This is a genomic window from Loktanella sp. IMCC34160, from assembly GCF_004145845.1.
Taxonomy (GTDB): domain Bacteria; phylum Pseudomonadota; class Alphaproteobacteria; order Rhodobacterales; family Rhodobacteraceae; genus SELP01.
Genome location: NZ_SELP01000008.1, coordinates 12,409 through 28,296, shown reverse-complemented (window position 1 = coordinate 28,296; position 15,888 = coordinate 12,409). Strand labels below are relative to the sequence as shown.

The following is a 15,888-nucleotide window of genomic DNA, read 5'->3' as shown; positions in this document are numbered from 1 at the left end:
CTGAAAGACGGTGCGATGGATATGTTCGCCACCGCCCTGCCGGCGCTTGCCGACGCATGGGCACTTATTCTGCAACCTGTCGTCTTGGGTTATCTTCTAGCGGGCGTCCTGATGGGACTGGCCGTGGGTGTTTTCCCGGGTCTCGGCGGCATCGCCGGACTGTCCCTGCTGTTGCCGTTCATGTTTGGAATGGACCCGGTCCTTGGCCTCGCCCTCATGATCGGAATGGTCGCGGTGGTGCCGACATCCGACACCTTCTCTTCAGTTCTCATGGGTATTCCCGGCTCGTCTGCCTCGCAGGCAACGGTGCTGGACGGCTTTCCGCTTGCCCGCAAGGGACAGGCGGCGCGGGCGCTGTCAGCGGCCTTTACGTCGTCGTTGTTCGGGGGGCTCGTCGGCGCCCTGTTCCTGACCCTGTTCATTGTGGTGGCGCGGCCGCTGGTTCTCGCCTTTGGCCTGCCGGAAATGCTGATGATCTCGATCCTCGGCCTGTCGATGGTCGCGGTCCTGGCCGGGCGCGTCGCGCTCAAGGGGCTTGCAGCGGCAGGCCTTGGCATGCTGATCGGAACCATCGGCATCGCCGACGCGGGCGGCTCGCTGCGCATGGCGACCTATGACATTCCCTATCTGACGGATGGCCTTCAGCTGGTCATCGTCGGCCTTGGCGTCTTCGCGGTGCCCGAGATCGTCTCGTTGCTGCGGCAGGACAGATCTATTGCCAAGGATGCCGCGCTCGGCTCTGGCTGGATGGATGGCGTCCGGGACTGGATGGCAAACAAATGGCTGTCCGTTCGCTGCTCGCTGATCGGTGTGGTCGTGGGCGTGATCCCCGGCCTTGGCGGATCGGTCGTCGACTGGATCGCCTATGGCCACGCGGTGCAGACCACCAAGGACAAATCGAACTTTGGCAAGGGCGAGATTCGCGGCGTGATCGGGCCGGAAAGCTCGAACAACGCCAAGGAAGGTGGCGGGCTGGTCCCGACGCTGTTGTTCGGGATCCCCGGTTCGGGGTCCATGGCCGTGTTTATCGGCGCAATCGGGCTGCTCGGCTCGGGCGACATCGAAGTCGGCCCCGGCATGCTGCGTGACAATCTAGACATCACCTATTCGATCGTCTGGCTGCTGGCGCTGGCCAACGTGGCCGGGACGCTGTTGTGCATCGCGGTTTCCGGGGGCATCGCCCGCCTGACGACCATTCGCTTTACCTATCTTGCGCCGTTCCTGTTCATGCTGATCGCCTTCGCGGCGTTCCAGTCGGGCCAGAACTTCGAAGACATCCTTGCACTGTTCGCGATCGGCCTGATCGGCATCTTCCTGCGCCGCTTTGACTGGTCGCGCCCTGCTTTCCTTATCGGGTTCGTGCTGTCGGATCCGGTCGAGAAGTTCTCGAACCAGGCGTTCCAGATCGCGTCCTTCCGGTTCCGCAAGTCGTTTGAAGACGGGATGGAATACATCTTTTCTCCCATCGTGATCGTTCTGCTTGTCGTGACCGTGGTCTCGGTCGTGTTGGGAATTCGGCAGGCGAAATCCATCATGGCCGAGGGCGAGGTTCAGGCCGGGTCCAAGCGGGCACCGATGATCTTCCTGCTTGTGATCATGGCTTATGTGGTCGCCGCGTTGGTGAACGCCAACATGATCCCCGACTACAACATGACCGACAAGATCGTGCCTCTGGTCATCGGCGGGATCACCCTTGTCGCCCTGTTGATCCTGCTGGTTCAGATGATCCTGCGGCCGGAAGGGCACATGATCTTTGCCGACAAGGAGAAGGCCGGCGAGGACGCGGATGCGCCCTACGGACTTTGGGGCACGCTTGCATGGTTCGCTGCACTGATCGCCGCCACCTATGTCTTTGGGTTCATCCTCGCGCTGGCCGGGTTCCTTGTGGCTTTCCTACGGGTTCGCGCGCAGGCACCTTGGCCCAAGGCCGTGCTGCTGGCTGCATGCGGGATCGCGCTGATGTGCGTGATGGGCGGCGCCCTGAACCGCGATTTCCCGCCGGGCCTGCTGCAGGACGCGGTCGATCTTCCCTGGCCACTGACCTGATCCCCAGAGAGGATGACATGACACAGACCGGTATACCGTTCATTTTCATGCGCGGCGGGACTTCGCGCGGCCCATATTTCAACCGCGCCGATTTGCCCGCCGACCGCGAAACGCTGGCCGAGGTGCTTATCGCCGCGATTGGCGCCGGACATTCGATCAACATCGACGGCATCGGCGGCGGTGTGGCGGTGACCACAAAGGTCGCCATGCTGTCACCGTCGGAGGATGACTGGGCCGACGTGGATTACTTCTTTGCGCAGGTTTCGGTCGACCAAAGGCAGGTGGATTTCAAACCCACCTGCGGCAACATCCTGTCGGGCGTGGGTCCGGCGGCCATCGAGATGGGGCTGGTTGTGCCAGCCAGTGACGTGACTGAGATCAGGATCCGCGCCGTCAACACCGGGGCGCATGTGCTGGCGCGGGTACAGACGCCTGGCGGCGTGCTGCGCTATGACGGCGATACCGAGATCGCGGGCGTGCCCGGTTCGGCCGCCCCCATCGCGCTGAATTTCATGGGGGTCGTCGGCTCGTCGACCGGGGCCTTTTTGCCGACCGGCAACCTGCGTGACACGTTCGACGGGGTCGAAGTGACCTGCATGGACGTGGCCATGCCGATGGTCATCGCCCGCGCGGCGGACTTTGGCCTGACCGGATATGAAACGGTCGAGGAACTGGACGCTGACCGTAACTTCTTTGCCCGAATGGAGGCTGTGCGCCTCAAGGCAGGGGCGGCCATGGGCATGGGCGACGTCAGCCAGTCTGTCACGCCGAAATTCGGCCTTCTGGCGCCGGCGCGTGATGGCGGGACAATTTCCACCCGGTACTTCATGCCCTGGACGACGCACCCTTCGATGGCCGTCACCGGGTCGCAATGCCTTGCCTCTTGTGCGTTGACGCCGGGCACGGTGGCCGATGGCCTGCTGGATCGGCCAAACCAGAGCCCCGCCAATGTCGTGCTGGAACATGCCTCGGGCACGATCGAGGTACTTGTGGATTTTGAAATGAACGAGGGCTTTGCCCTGAGCTCGGCGGGTTTGCTGCGCACGGCGCGCAAGCTGGCGGATGGCCAGATCTATGTGCCCGCCTCGGTCTGGAAAGGACACTAGGATGCCGATGATGAACCTGCTGGTGGCCTTCAACGGCTCGGACGGATCGGTGGCGGCGCTGCGGTATGCGGCGGCCCTTGCGAACCGCTTGGGCGCCCACGTCACCGCCCTGCTGGCACATTCCACGCACGAGGTGATCGACAAGCGCTCGCGTTGGATACCAAAGGAGGCCCGCGCGCTTCTTGAGGCCGCCAATACCGACATCCTGCGCGAGATCGAAACGAAATTCGAGGCCGAGCGGAAAACGCTTGGCCTGACAAATGCCCTCCAGCTCAAGCAAGTGTCCGGGCGCGTTGACAGCGTCCTGTCCGAGGCGGCGCGGCACTATGATGTGCTGTTTGTCGGCCATCATGCAGATACTGACGACGAACATGTGACATTGCATCCCGACCGCATCGCGCTGATGTCCGGGCGGCCGGTGATCGTTGTACCGGCGGGCTATGTCGGGGATGGCGGTCTTGGCCATACGGCGCTGGCCTGGGACGGCGGTCGGGCCGCGGCGCGCGCGCTGTCGGATAGCCTGCGCCTGCTTGAAGATGGTGGGCGCGTCAGTGTCCTTACCGTGGGTTCGCGCGGCGGTTGGCCCATCGAAGACCTGATGATCCACCTCTCCCGCCACGGGGTCGAGGCAGTGCATGAAGACTGGCCAAAATCCCATCCAGTGGCCACCACGCTGATTGACTGGTGCCGCAGGCATCAACCGTCCCTGCTGGTTCTCGGTGCCTATGAGCATTCGAAATTTCGCGAAGACCTGCTGGGCGGCGTGACTGCAGAGGTTCTGTCACAAATCGACATCCCCGTTCTCCTGTCACATTGAGGGGCCGAAATGAGCGACTACGAAAAGCTGAGCCGTCTGCGGCGCGAGCTTGAAGACATCCGCAAAGACCTGTCGCAGCGCATGGCGACGGACGCAGAGGCCAAGGCAGACCTGATGATCCTGCACGAACGGGTAAGCCGGGCGATAAGGGCGCTATCGCCCCAAGGGTAGAACCTGCCGCGAATGCGGGCCGGGCCTACCCGTCCGTTCCCCCCTTCCGGTTACGGGCAACGACACCTGCCAGCACTGGTGCTCCGATAATCACGATGACGATCCGCGTCAGGTGGTGGGTGATCACGAAACCCAGGTCCGCGCCGGTAACAATGGCCAAAACGGTCATCTCTGCCTGACCGCCGGGTGCAAAGGCCAGAAACGCCTCGACCGGGGCGCCCAGCCCCATCGCGGTGACAAGGCCGGAAAATCCCGCCGCAAGGATCGCAAGGACCATAACATAAGCGATGCCTGCCGCGACGACGCGGGTCAATTCTCTCCAGGTCACGCCAAGGAACTGCACGCCGATCCCGCAGCCAATGAAGAACTGTGCGACTAGGATTGCCTCGGCCGGGGGACGGGCATGGATCACATCGGTCAGTGACAGAACGGCGGTGACGATCATCGGACCCAGGATCGACGCGCCGAACAGCTTGATCCGCTCGCCACCCTTCCAGCCGATCCACGCGGCGGCGACCATGATCAGCAGCTCATGCAGCGGCAGGTCGGCGGCGGGTGCCCCGATCGGGTTGGTCAGGCCCACCCCGTAGAAATGGCTTAGGATGAAGGGGGCCAGAGTGACGATGATCAGGACACGTGTGGCATGCACGAGGGACAGCACACGCGGGTTCGCCCCCGCCTCGGTGCCAAAGATCACCATGTCCTGAAGGCCGCCGGGCATGGCGGCGTAATAGGCGGTTGGCCCGTCGAACCCCCACAGCTTTCGGAAGAACGGCACCCCGATCAACGCGATCAGCCCGATGAACAGCGGGATTAAAGCGACCGAAACCGCCATACGCGGCAGTTCGGAAATGACGGCGGGCGTGATCGAAGCGCCCACGGCGACGCCAAGGACGGTTCGCGCGGCGACCGAGATCTTCCCGAACCCCTTGAGCGGAAGATGTGCGAGCGCCCCGGCAAGGCAAAACGCCATCGGGCCGAAAAGGAACGGCAACGGCAGGTCAAGCAGCCAGAACAGCGCGGTTCCTAACGTGGCGAGGGCAAAGGTCAGCCCGCGCCTCGGCAGCGGCTGATCGAGGAAATGTTTGCGCAAACCGGCCTCCCGACTCTCTTGACGCCTATATGGATACGCTTGTATCCATTTGCATACAAGATTGGATTGGAGGTCAGAATGACGACAGAGGACGACGGCACCCCGCAGGGCAACGTTGCCTATGCGCGCCTGCTGACCGAATTGCGCGAAGGGCGGCTGAACCCCGGTGACCGGTTGCGGGAAACCGAGCTGGCCGACCGGCTGGGCGTGTCGCGCACACCGGTCCGCGAGGCGATCCGCCAGCTTGAGGCCGATGGCATCGTCACCCATGTCCCCCGGCAGGGCGCCACCATCCGGACTCTGGATTACGCCGAGGTCATGGAGCTTTACGAAATGCGCGCCGTGCTAGAAGGCACAGCCGCAAGGCTGGCGGCGCGGGCGGCTTCGGACATCGAGATCGAAGAGCTGATCGACATGAACCGGCAGATGGGGGAAATGGCCAACGCGCCCGAGGCCTTCATCCTGAACCGCCAGTTCCATGCGGCCCTGCTGGACGCGGCGAAAAACCGCTTTCTCGCACGCTCGATCCATACGCTGCAAAAGGCGCTGATGATCCTCGGACCAACCACGTTGACCGACCCGGACCGCGCCGAAAAGGCGGTCGCGGAACATCTTGGCATTCTGGACGCAATCAAGGCGCGTGACGGGCTTCGGGCCGAAGCGGCGATGCGTGCCCATATCGAGGCCGCTCAACGGGTTCGGGTGCGCGCGCTGCGTGCTTTGCCCCACCGAACGCCAGGCTATGACGGAGACCTGTTGTGACCTCGACCGAGACCCCTGATGTCGTCGTGATCGGTGGCGGCAATGCCGCGCTTTGTGCCGCGATCACCGCTGCCGAGGCGGGCGCAAAGGTGCTGATCCTCGAAGCCGCGCCAAAACCTTATCGTGGCGGCAATTCGCGCCACACCCGCAATTTCCGCTGTATGCATAACGGGCCGCTGGGTCCGCTGGTCGACAGCTACACCGAGGAAGAATACCTTGCCGATTTGCTGAAGGTCACCGGCGGCAAGACACACGAGGGGCTGGCCCGACTGGCGATCCGCACATCCGAAGACTGCCTGCCATGGATGGAAGCGCACGGGGTGCGTTTTCAGCCTTCGCTGTCGGGCACCCTGTCGCTGGCGCGGACCAACGCGTTCTTTCTTGGCGGCGGCAAAGGGCTGGTGAACGCCTATTACCGCACCGCTGAACAGCTGGGTGTGCAGGTGGCCTATGAGGCATCGGTCACGCATCTGGAACTGACCGAGGACCACATCGATTACATCGACTACACCCGGAATGGCGAAACCCATCGTGTCGCGCCGAAATCGGTCATCGTTGCCTCGGGCGGGTTTCAGGCGGATACCGACTGGCTGGCCCGCGCCTGGGGACCGACGGCAAAGAATTTCCTGATCCGCGGCACCCCCTACAACCGCGGCGTGGTGCTGGCCGATCTGCTGGACCAGGGCATCGAGCAGGTCGGCGACCCGACGCAATGCCACGCCGTCGCCATCGACGGGCGCGCGCCGAAGTTCGATGGCGGCATCGTTACGCGGCTGGACTGTGTGCCGTTTTCCATTGTCGTCAACAAGGACGCGAAGCGGTTCTACGACGAAGGCGAGGATGTCTGGCCCAAACGCTATGCGATCTGGGGCCGCTTGGTCGCTGCGCAGCCCGATCAGGTGGGATATGTCATCATCGACGCCAAGTCGCTGAACCTGTTCATGCCGTCGGTCTTCCCACCGATCAAGGCCGACACGCTGGAGGAACTGGCGCAAAAAATGGACCTGCCTGCCGAGGCGCTGGTGCAGACCGTGGCCGAGTTCAACGCCGCCTGCGGGGACACGTCGGCGTTCCACCCGACCGAACTGGACGGCGTTGCCACCACCGGCCTGACCCCGCCCAAGACCAACTGGGCGCGGCCCATCACCGAACCACCCTTCTACGGCTATTCGCTGCGCACCGGGGTCACCTTCACCTATCTGGGGCTCAAGGTCGACGAGAACGCGCAATGCGCCATCGGCAACCGCCCTGTCAGAAACCTGTGGGCGGCGGGCGAAACCATGGCCGGATCGATCCTTGGTCAGGGCTATCTGGCCGGGTTCGGCATGACCATCGGGACCGTTTTTGGACGCATCGCAGGCAAGGAGGCCGCGGCCCATGCAAATGCAAACTGATCTGCTGCAAGAGGCCCGTCGTCAGGCCGAGATCTGCAACGCTTGCCGCTATTGCGAAGGCTATTGTTCGGTCTTCCCCGCGCTGCATGCCGAACGCGCCTTCAGCGATGGCGACCTGACGCAATTGGCGAACCTGTGCCACAACTGCCGCGGCTGCTACTACGCTTGCCAATACACCGCCCCGCATGAATTTGACCTGAACCTGCCGCAGGCGCTGGCCAATGTCCGGCAGGACAGCTGGGGAGATCTGGCGTTTCCGCAGACGGCGGGCCGGGCCTTTCAGAAGAATGGCGTTATGATCGCCGTCGCTGCGGTCATCGGTTTTGCCCTGCTGTTCTGGGCGGCGCGGGCGCTGGGGTCGCTGGGCGGCGCGGGCTTTTATGCCGTCCTGTCGCACAACGCGATGGTGGCGATCTTCCTGCCCGCCTTCCTGTTTCCGCTGGTCAGCATTGGCATCAGCCTGCGCCGATACTGGCGGCGGGTCGAGGCGCAGCCTTTGAAATGGATGCATCTGGTGACAGCTCTTGGGCAGGCTGCCAATATGAAGAACCTGCGCGGCGGGCACGGCGATGGCTGCAATTTCGAAGATGAAGACCGGTTCAGCCATGCCAGGCGGGCCGTCCATCAGGCGGTGATGCATGGATTCCTGTTGTGCTTTGCCTCGACCAGCGTGGCCACGGTGATGGATTATGCGCTGGACAAGCCCGCGCCCTACGGGTTGTTTTCCCTGCCGAAACTGCTGGGCCTTTCGGGCGGGCTGCTCTTGGTGCTTGGCTGCGCCGAGATGATCCGGCTCAAGCTGCGATCGGACCGGGCGCTTGGTGCGCAGGGTGCGTTTGGCGGCGAGATCGCTTTCGTCGGCCTTCTGGGCTTTGTGGGCTTCAGCGGGCTTGTGCTCTATGCATTCGGCCAGACGGCTGCGATGCCGCTGCTGTTGGCCCTGCACCTCGGGGCGGTGCTGGCGTTCTTCCTGCTCACGCCCTTTACCAAGATGGCGCACGGGTTCTATCGGCTCGCCGCACTTGCGGTCGACGCACAAAGGTTGTCCGATCTGTCGCAGCGGGCGTCCATGTCCATGAACCCTTCGGCATCCCCTACCGCGAACTCGAACGGCGATCTTGCACGCAACAACACCTGAGAACTGCGTGGCGCGGATGGCGGGACCGCAGACCCGATCCATCGCCGACGGCGGACGATGGCACGTCTTTTTCTTGCAGGCCGTGCACAGTAGTCGAGCGTGTCGCGTCCTTGGAAACGGTGGTCTTTGTCACTCGCCCATCGCAGGTTGGTGACGTCAGGGTGTGGTAATCGGCGGCAGTCTTTGTCGCCGGCCTGACAGCGCATTTCCCGCGATGGCCGCGAGTAGAACCGTGCCGCCGATCAGCGTATATGGGCTCGCGCTTTCTCCTAAGAACAGCCACACCCAGAATGGGCCGAGCAGGACTTCGGCCAGTGACAACAGTGCGAGCTCCGCAGCGGGCAGGCTGCGCGACCCCAGCGTATAAAGGATCAGACCCGCCCCTACCTGGAATACCCCCATGCCCAGCGCGATGCCGCTGTCCTTTGGGCCGATAACCACCGAAAGCCCAAGACCAAGGCAAATTGCCAGAGTTATGACAATTGCGAAAAGGCCAGAAAGAAAGACCGCGGGCAGCATCTCTCCCATCCGGCCCCATCGCAACGCGACCGTGAAGATGGCAAAGCCCGCCGCGGACCCAAGGGCCGCAAGACTGCCTTTCAATGCAACGCTGCCAGACTTATCAGCAACCATGATCGAGATTCCGACAATTGCGACGGTGATCGCTATCCAGGTTGCGGCGCGGACGGTTTCTCGCAACGTGATCCATCCCAGCACCGCGGCCATGAACGGCGCTGTCGCAAATAGCAGCATCGCATTTGCAACCGACGTGTTTTGGATCGCATAGATCCCCCCCGAATAGGCCGCGACCAGTGACAGCCCGGCGATGATTGCTGGGGACCCAAGTCGGCGGACCTGAACGAACGGGCTCTCACCAGACCGAATTCGAATAAGCACGTATAGGAACAGCGACAAACTGACCGACCGATACAGCAGAATTTGCCAGACCACCGCATCTTCGATCAGACGAATGCCGAGGCCAACGGTCGACCACAGCACCCCAGCCGCGAAGACGAAAAGGACGCCGTGCTTGTGGGCATCCGCTTTGGAAGGGTCTGTCGCTAGGTAATTCATTTCGGGCCGGTTAAGGTCGTCTTTCAATAGATCCTAACGTCCAAGCCCGGGGCCTGATGCCACATACGCGACATTGGCGCAGATTGCTTCAAATCGCTCGACCGGCAGATATGCGAATGTCCGGAATCTACTTCCGTTTGCTGCCGATGTTGAGCGGCGTATTTTCCTTGGCGAAAACAGCCGTCGCCGGGGTCTTCTCCTTTACTTTTTTCGGTTTCTTCACTTCACGATTTCCGCGTTTCTTGTTGCCTTTCGACATCTGATTTCCTCCGATGTTGTGTTTGTTGTGCTTTCAAACGGTTGGACGGGCGCCGAACTGTCCTGCCGGTGGAAGTTCTTTCGTGCGTCTTTGGATGTCGGGGATGCGAGATCGCCCTTGGTCGTCTCAGCGCCTTCGGTGCGCGCCGGACGGCGACGCACCGTTAGGTTTTCTTCGAGACTTCGGATCAAGCCCCCGTCGTATTGCGTCACATCCGGCGAACAGAGTTTCCGCCCGCGATGATCGCATTGATCACCTCCGCAACGGCCTTGTGTCTTTGCATTTCGAGGTCGGTGCCGACGGCGTTCTCATGGGACGCGGCGGCGTCGCGAAGAACCCCCAAGATCTCGTGCTCCGGCAGTAGTCGGCGGTCGTTCATGGCAAGCAGCAGCGCCTCGCAGATGGATAGGGCGGCCTGACCTGCATGTTCGCTCGCGGTGGACATCTGGATTTCCTTCCTTCGCACCGTGAACTCGCGAGGTGTGGTTCACATTCATCCGTACATCTTTCAGGAATTGTTCTAGTCTGGACTGATCCAAAGCAGTGTGCGGTCCGATAACCGCCCTTGGATCACGAAAGGTCGGCAGATCCATGACGCCAGCAGAGCAAAGCCCCCTGACCCGAAAGCTTTCAGCCTTCGTCGCTCTGTCCGATGTGGAACTGGCCGTGCTTGCCCGGCTGCATCAGCGTCGCCGCACCTTCGTAGCCGGGCGCGATATGGTGCATCAGGGCCAGTCGGCTCAGGCCGCGTATATTCTGTCCTCAGGTTGGGTCTGCTCCTACAAGCTTCAGGCCGATGGGACCCGGCAAATCGTTGATTTCCAGGTGCCGGGGGATTTTCTGGGGTTGCGGAGCATTCTGTTGCGCACGTCGGACCATAGTTTCGAACCCATTGTCGACATCGAGGCCGCCGAAGTTCTGGCAAGCGATCTTCTTGAGGCCATCGCGCAGACGCCGCGCCTGGCGACCGCCATCCTTTGGGCGGCATCAAGAGACGAGGCGATGGTTGTGGAACATCTTGTCGGGATCGGCCGACGCAATGCGGACGCGCGCATGGCGCATTTCCTGCTGGAGTTGGGATCCAGGCTGGCGCTGGTGGGTATGGGCAGCAAGAAGGGATACGACTGCCCGCTGACGCAATATCACCTAGCGGATGCTCTCGGGCTAAGCGCAGTCCACGTGAACCGCGTCCTGCGCCAGCTTCGCGAAAGCGGATTGGTGACCTTCCGCGACGGCCACGTGACGTTTCACGATTATACCCGTTTGACGGAATTCGCCGACTTCGATCCGGAGTATCTGGATCAGACGGGGCCCTTGCTTGCCTGAAGCCGCTGGAGCCGCCTTTCGGCGGTCAGATGCGGCCGAGCAGCATAAGGATCACCACGATGATCAGGATTGTCCCGAGAGCACCAGTCCCGGCATGGCCGAAGCCATAGCCGTAGCCCCCGAAGCGCCCGCTGAACCCGCCGAGCAGAAAAACGACAAGAATTATGACCAGAATTGTACCAATCGACATGGTGCTTTCTCCTTTGTTTGCGCGCGCCCGAGTGGGAATACGCGCCGGTGATGTCTGTGCCTCTGTGGGGCGGATCATTTGCCTTCAGTCCATTATACACCCTTTCCCGAGGATTGCGGCCGCCACGAGGCGTGACGGCCAAGAGTATCCTACTACAAGGGCGTCGGTTTCGTGCGGATGCGGGTCAACGTGTCGGCGTAATCAGGATTTCGACCCGGCGGTTCTGGGCCCTGCCAGCAGCAGTGGCGTTTGTCGCGATCGGTTCGTTGAAGCCCCGTCCGGAGTAAGTTAACCGCGACGAGGAAACGCCGTCCCTGACCAGGATGCGCGCGACGGCCAATGCCCGGTCCTGGCTCAGTTGCTGGTTATAGGCGGCAGAGCCGACGGTGTCGGTATGACCCACAACACGGATAGTCGAGTTCGGATGCGCGTTAAGCGAACGGGCGACCTCGCGCAGGACTGGCAGGAAACTGGAAGCCACCGTAGCGGAGCCGGTCGCAAAGGTGACGTTTTCGGGGAGGATCACCCGCAGTTGACTGCCGGTGTTGGTGATGCTTGCGCCAGTGCCTGCGAGCTGTCGGTCCAACTCGCGTTGCTGCTCGGCCATATTGGCTCCGATGGCGCCTCCGACTGCGGCGCCAATCGCTCCGCCAATAATGGTGGAACGCGTGTCGTCCCCAATGGCATTGCCGATGGCCGCCCCTGTCACGCCGCCAATGACTGCGCCGGTTGCCGGTTGGTTCGGCGAGCCATCATTGTAGGTGCAACTCACCAGTGTGATGACGGTTGCTGCGGAAATAATTCCTGTGATCCTGTTCATTTGAGTTTTCCTTTATGCCCCTTCCCGAAGACGGCGTTTTGCCGTTTCAAAGAAGAATGGCGATCAACTCTTTTCGCCTCTGGAGCCACAAGCCGCTCTAACCTTGGTCAGCCCTTCAGAAAGAAAGAACTTTCTTCGTCGACCCTATTCAACGTGGTCGCCTTCTGGTCCCACGCGCGCTTCTGCTCTGAAGCGACTGGCGCCGTTTTGGACTGCCTGCAAAGGTCATGCGACACATTGAAAGGCGGCCCCACATCGAGGTCAGTGCCGGTCTCGGCAATCTTGTTCTGGTTGGGAGTCGTTGGACATGTCCTGTTCAGACGTTCCGAAAAAAGCGTGCCGACAAGCCGATCCTATTGGGAAAGGTCTGTCCGCACGCTTCTCTGGTACTCCGAAAAGGTGCCCCCCAAATAATCGGCAGGCACATCTCATGTAGCCCGAGTCGAAACCACGCCGCACTGACTAAGGTTAGTCCCGGCGCAAGCGGCACGTCGATTGCATCAGCGCTTGTCAACTCATCGCAGTTTGCTGGTGGGAAATCCTCAGCCATTTGTCGTCATCGTTAAGATAGGTCGACGCGCAGAGTGCCTTGTAGATCGGCAATTCGGGCTTCTCCGCCGAGGCGCGGTAGGTGAGAATAGCGATGTCGCGACATCGCGTGATGCGCCGTTCGGACATGACAATGGTGCGCCAGCCGGTCCTGTCACGCAGATGGTTCCAGATCTGTTCCCCCTGAAGGATGCCGGGCGGATGGGGAAACACCATGACGGCATTGGACGCTGTCGTTGCACGCGCGTTGTCGGCGCCACCGGTCCAGAAATGTTCTTCCATGTCCCAAAGCAGACGCTGTTCATCTGGAGATAACCTGCCAGAGTCGTGGGCGGCATGTGCCGGTTTCCGTGTAGTCGTGGTTGAGAAAGTCATTCGCCCGACCCCGACCTAACAGCCATGAAGATCTGAAAGACCACATAGAGAACCGCCAGCACCGTCAGGATCACTCCACTCGGGATCGAGCGACCTTCGCCAGCCGTCGAGGCGGCGCGCTGCAGGGCACCTGACGTCGGGCCTTCAGGAAGCAACTGGCTCAGGTCTCGTGCAACCCGGCCGTGATTGCGGGCAAGTGCTGGAACGTCCCGAGATCGGGCAAGCAGGGACCCCAATCGCGCACGTGCTGCGTCGCCCCCTAAGGTGACCAATTCAGCGGTTTCGTTCCATGGATCGAGACCAAGCCGCGCGAGCGTGGAGAGCACGGTCACGGCATAACCATTCCGGTCTTTGCCGACGGAGGCATAGAGAAACCGATCAAATTCAGGCGGGTGCGGGTTGAGTACACTTGGGTCGGCCATTGCCAATCCTTTCAAGGTTGCAGGAATGCAGATCATCCCTGTTTCCCAAAGGATACGGGCAGGCCGGTCATGTCGCCCTTACACAGGTCAGTGCGGGCGACAGCCCCAGTAAAGGTCGCAAGCGGTGCCCCGGGGCTAACATGCGTCAGCACCGGTCGGACGTTCCCTGCCTACAATGGAATAAATCGTTCAACTGGTCTGCCGGTCTCGAAGCGACAGGCACCAGGAGTGGGCGACGGAACTGACATTAACGGAGGCCAGAAATGAACATGCGATCAATCAGATCGACGGTCACGTTTTCAAACCCGTTCACTTTGCCGGGATACCCCGGCGATTTGCCTGCAGGCACATATGAGGTCCTCATTGAAGAGGAGTTGCTCAGAGGGCTGAGCTTTGAGGCCTACAGGCGGACAGCGACCTTTATCACGGTGCGCGGCAGGGCCGCTCATGCGGGACGAAGTGAGAACCGCGCGACAACCGAGAGCGACCTGACAGAGGCGCTGCGCCGGGACGCGGAAACATCAGAAGCAAACAATCATAGCGAAGCGGCGCTTTCTCCGCAGGAGGATACAAGATGAACACTCCCGAATGGCTCAAGCCCGGACTTTATGGCGCCGTGATTGGCGCGGTCTTTGTCGGCGTGGTTGGTTTCACCTGGGGCGGCTGGGTGACCGGCAGCACCTCGAATGACAGAGCGATGGCGATGTCTCGCGACAACGTCGTCGCATCCATGGTGCCGGTGTGCCTCGACATGGCGCGTTCGGACCCGGCACGCGCGGCCAAGATGGAAACGATCCGGGCCGCATCGACCTATCAGCGTCGCAATGCGCTCATGGAGGCGGGTTGGTCGACCATGCCCGGAACCGACACCCCAAACCGCGACATCGCGCAGGCCTGCCTCGCCGAACTTGAACTTTAGGCGGGTCGAACAATCCACAACGATTTGCGAGGTGCGGTTCAGGTCATGACAGGTACAATGACCCAAGCGATTCCGGCCGCGGAATCGACCGATCTCGAACGACGCGTGCTGGCCCATGAACGGGTCCTGCAGGCCTTGATCGCTTACATGGCCCGGACCGAACCGCGTTTCGTCGACCACCTTCAAGAACGGTTCGTCGAGCCGATGACGATGGCCCGACACGAACATGACCACCGCGAGACAGATGACTACGCGGAAGAATTCATTCGCGCGGTGATGCTTCTCGGAGAAGGGCAAGTCCCCAAGGTGAAGGAGATAGACGTGACCGCCAAGAAACCCGTGCACCCGAATGGTCCTGAACGACCGGGCCACTTGCAAGAGCGACCTGCCCGCAAGGACCGGGTTCGGGTCGGCGCGCGAAACGGAATCTGGGAGGTGAGGGTCGATGGCAAGTTTCGCGGCGACTACCACACAAAGGAACATGCCCTTGCCGCCGCCGCCCTTCACAAGTTGTCCCTGCGATGACCTGTAGCACAGATCCGGTAGCCCCGAAGGAGGCATCCATCCAAATCGCCGACGGCGACGGCACGCAAATTAGGTCGGTTTCAAGCAGGTTGCCGCCACAACATCCGCCCACGCAACAAGAGGTAACGAGACATCCTCTGGCGAGACTGATCGCCATCGCCGGTCTGATCGCAGCCGTCGCGTTCCCTGCCTATGCGCAGGATGGCATTGGTCCGATGCCGACAAACGCCCAACCGCGCAGTTACGGTAGTGGCTGGGTCTGCGATCTTGGCTACCGGGTAGAAGGCGCCGACTGCCTTGCGCTGGATATTCCCGAACACGCATACCCAACCGGGCGCTCCTACGGGACGGGGTGGGAATGCGACCGTGGGTTTGAGGAAGTGAGCGGGACCTCCTGCGATCCCATCCCGGTACCCGACAACGCCTTCCTCCGGTCTTCCGGCTTTGATTGGCAATGCGAACGCGGTTTTCGGCAAGTGCGCGACGCATGTGTGCCCATCGTTCTGCCCGAATTTGCCTATCTGACGGAAGAAAGCTCTGGCACCGAATGGGCCTGCAATCGCGGCTATTCGGCCGTTGGTGTGAAATGCACGCCGATTGCCGTGCCCGCGAACGCATATCTGACCAACGCCACCTATGGCGCCGCCTGGGTCTGCGAGAGAGGCTTCGTCAAGGTTAACGACCGGTGCGACGCCATCATCCTGCCGGCGAATGCCTTTCTTGACCAGTCATCCAATGGACCGGGCTGGAGCTGCGAGCGTGGATACGAGCCCCTGAGCGGCGCATGTGTCGCGATTGATCTGCCAAAGAACGCCTTTTTCGACCGATCCGGCAACCGATGGAGCTGCAATCAAGGCTTCCAGCTTTCTGATGGGGCGTGCATCCTTGCAAGATAGTCGGGA

The 15,888-nt window shown here is 61.6% G+C and carries 20 protein-coding genes; 12 read left to right on the top strand and 8 right to left on the bottom strand.

The features are described 5' to 3' along the window. Window positions 1–15: 15 nt before the first annotated feature. Genes EU803_RS17065 through EU803_RS18675 form a run of 4 tightly spaced genes read left to right on the top strand, consistent with a single transcriptional unit; the run spans window position 16 to window position 4,140 of the window. Window positions 16–2,046 carry a tripartite tricarboxylate transporter permease gene (locus tag EU803_RS17065; RefSeq protein WP_129685082.1) on the top strand — a complete coding sequence of 677 codons (2,031 nt, stop codon included), beginning with the start codon at window positions 16–18 and terminating at the stop codon, window positions 2,044–2,046. A gap of 17 nt (window positions 2,047–2,063) precedes the next feature. Continuing rightward, window positions 2,064–3,152 carry a 4-oxalomesaconate tautomerase gene (locus EU803_RS17060; RefSeq protein WP_129685080.1) on the top strand — a complete coding sequence of 363 codons (1,089 nt, stop codon included), beginning with the start codon at window positions 2,064–2,066 and terminating at the stop codon, window positions 3,150–3,152. A gap of 1 nt (window position 3,153) precedes the next feature. Next, the gene (locus EU803_RS17055) at window positions 3,154–3,969 is read left to right on the top strand and encodes a universal stress protein (RefSeq protein WP_129685078.1); all 816 of its coding nucleotides are present in this window, start codon (window positions 3,154–3,156) and stop codon (window positions 3,967–3,969) included. A gap of 9 nt (window positions 3,970–3,978) precedes the next feature. Next, on the top strand, window positions 3,979–4,140 hold the full coding sequence (locus tag EU803_RS18675; protein WP_165352890.1) for a hypothetical protein: 162 nt from the start codon (window positions 3,979–3,981) through the stop codon (window positions 4,138–4,140). Window positions 4,141–4,165: 25 nt separating this feature from the next. On the opposite strand, the gene EU803_RS17050 is transcribed toward EU803_RS18675, so the two are convergent. After that, a complete protein-coding gene (locus EU803_RS17050) occupies window positions 4,166–5,206 on the bottom strand; it encodes an AbrB family transcriptional regulator (RefSeq protein ID WP_242494408.1) in 1,041 nt (346 codons plus the stop codon). 105 nt (window positions 5,207–5,311) lie between these two features. Between EU803_RS17050 and EU803_RS17045 the strand changes: the two genes are divergently transcribed. Genes EU803_RS17045 through tcuB form a run of 3 tightly spaced genes read left to right on the top strand, consistent with a single transcriptional unit; the run spans window position 5,312 to window position 8,527 of the window. Next, the gene (locus EU803_RS17045; protein WP_129685076.1) at window positions 5,312–5,995 is read left to right on the top strand and encodes a GntR family transcriptional regulator; all 684 of its coding nucleotides are present in this window, start codon (window positions 5,312–5,314) and stop codon (window positions 5,993–5,995) included. Next, window positions 5,992–7,389: an FAD-dependent tricarballylate dehydrogenase TcuA gene (gene tcuA, locus EU803_RS17040; RefSeq protein ID WP_129685074.1), complete on the top strand. Its 1,398-nt coding sequence runs from the start codon at window positions 5,992–5,994 to the stop codon at window positions 7,387–7,389. Before EU803_RS17045 ends, tcuA begins: the two co-directional genes overlap by 4 nt. Continuing rightward, window positions 7,379–8,527 (top strand): tricarballylate utilization 4Fe-4S protein TcuB, encoded by a 1,149-nt coding sequence (gene tcuB, locus EU803_RS17035; protein WP_129685291.1) that lies wholly within the window; start codon window positions 7,379–7,381, stop codon window positions 8,525–8,527. Before tcuA ends, tcuB begins: the two co-directional genes overlap by 11 nt. Before the next feature lie 156 nt (window positions 8,528–8,683). Here tcuB and EU803_RS17030 read toward each other — a convergent pair whose 3' ends face one another. The 3 genes from EU803_RS17030 to EU803_RS17025 all read right to left on the bottom strand — a co-directional run bounded on the left by EU803_RS17030 (window position 8,684) and on the right by EU803_RS17025 (window position 10,305). Then, on the bottom strand, window positions 8,684–9,601 hold the full coding sequence (locus EU803_RS17030) for a DMT family transporter (RefSeq protein ID WP_129685289.1): 918 nt from the start codon (window positions 9,599–9,601) through the stop codon (window positions 8,684–8,686). A gap of 127 nt (window positions 9,602–9,728) precedes the next feature. Then, complete coding sequence (locus EU803_RS18890; RefSeq protein WP_277985714.1) at window positions 9,729–9,860, bottom strand: hypothetical protein; 132 nt, start codon at window positions 9,858–9,860, stop codon at window positions 9,729–9,731. Between the two features lie 208 nt (window positions 9,861–10,068). Then, complete coding sequence (locus EU803_RS17025) at window positions 10,069–10,305, bottom strand: hypothetical protein (RefSeq protein ID WP_129685072.1); 237 nt, start codon at window positions 10,303–10,305, stop codon at window positions 10,069–10,071. A 146-nt stretch (window positions 10,306–10,451) separates the two neighbouring features. Here EU803_RS17025 and EU803_RS17020 point away from each other — a divergent pair, with 146 nt between their 5' ends. Beyond that, window positions 10,452–11,186, top strand: a complete 735-nt coding sequence (locus tag EU803_RS17020) for a Crp/Fnr family transcriptional regulator (protein ID WP_129685070.1) — start codon at window positions 10,452–10,454, stop codon at window positions 11,184–11,186. Window positions 11,187–11,211: 25 nt separating this feature from the next. Here the strand turns inward: EU803_RS17020 and EU803_RS17015 are convergent, their stop codons facing one another. The 4 genes from EU803_RS17015 to EU803_RS17000 form a co-directional block, all read right to left on the bottom strand. Continuing rightward, complete coding sequence (locus EU803_RS17015; RefSeq protein ID WP_129685068.1) at window positions 11,212–11,376, bottom strand: DUF3309 family protein; 165 nt, start codon at window positions 11,374–11,376, stop codon at window positions 11,212–11,214. Between the two features lie 184 nt (window positions 11,377–11,560). Beyond that, window positions 11,561–12,196 carry an OmpA family protein gene (locus EU803_RS17010; protein ID WP_129685066.1) on the bottom strand — a complete coding sequence of 212 codons (636 nt, stop codon included), beginning with the start codon at window positions 12,194–12,196 and terminating at the stop codon, window positions 11,561–11,563. Between the two features lie 510 nt (window positions 12,197–12,706). Next, window positions 12,707–13,027 carry a hypothetical protein gene (locus EU803_RS17005; RefSeq protein ID WP_129685064.1) on the bottom strand — a complete coding sequence of 107 codons (321 nt, stop codon included), beginning with the start codon at window positions 13,025–13,027 and terminating at the stop codon, window positions 12,707–12,709. A gap of 89 nt (window positions 13,028–13,116) precedes the next feature. Continuing rightward, window positions 13,117–13,578 (bottom strand): hypothetical protein, encoded by a 462-nt coding sequence (locus EU803_RS17000; RefSeq protein WP_129685062.1) that lies wholly within the window; start codon window positions 13,576–13,578, stop codon window positions 13,117–13,119. Window positions 13,579–13,805: 227 nt separating this feature from the next. Between EU803_RS17000 and EU803_RS16995 the strand changes: the two genes are divergently transcribed. Genes EU803_RS16995 through EU803_RS16980 form a run of 4 tightly spaced genes read left to right on the top strand, consistent with a single transcriptional unit; the run spans window position 13,806 to window position 15,882 of the window. After that, a complete protein-coding gene (locus tag EU803_RS16995; RefSeq protein WP_242494403.1) occupies window positions 13,806–14,120 on the top strand; it encodes a hypothetical protein in 315 nt (104 codons plus the stop codon). Continuing rightward, window positions 14,117–14,461 carry a hypothetical protein gene (locus EU803_RS16990; RefSeq protein WP_129685060.1) on the top strand — a complete coding sequence of 115 codons (345 nt, stop codon included), beginning with the start codon at window positions 14,117–14,119 and terminating at the stop codon, window positions 14,459–14,461. Before EU803_RS16995 ends, EU803_RS16990 begins: the two co-directional genes overlap by 4 nt. Before the next feature lie 57 nt (window positions 14,462–14,518). Beyond that, the gene (locus EU803_RS16985) at window positions 14,519–14,986 is read left to right on the top strand and encodes a hypothetical protein (protein WP_242494402.1); all 468 of its coding nucleotides are present in this window, start codon (window positions 14,519–14,521) and stop codon (window positions 14,984–14,986) included. Continuing rightward, window positions 14,983–15,882 (top strand): hypothetical protein, encoded by a 900-nt coding sequence (locus EU803_RS16980; protein WP_129685056.1) that lies wholly within the window; start codon window positions 14,983–14,985, stop codon window positions 15,880–15,882. The genes EU803_RS16985 and EU803_RS16980 overlap by 4 nt, the downstream gene beginning before the upstream one ends. The last annotated feature ends 6 nt before the right edge of the window (window positions 15,883–15,888 follow it).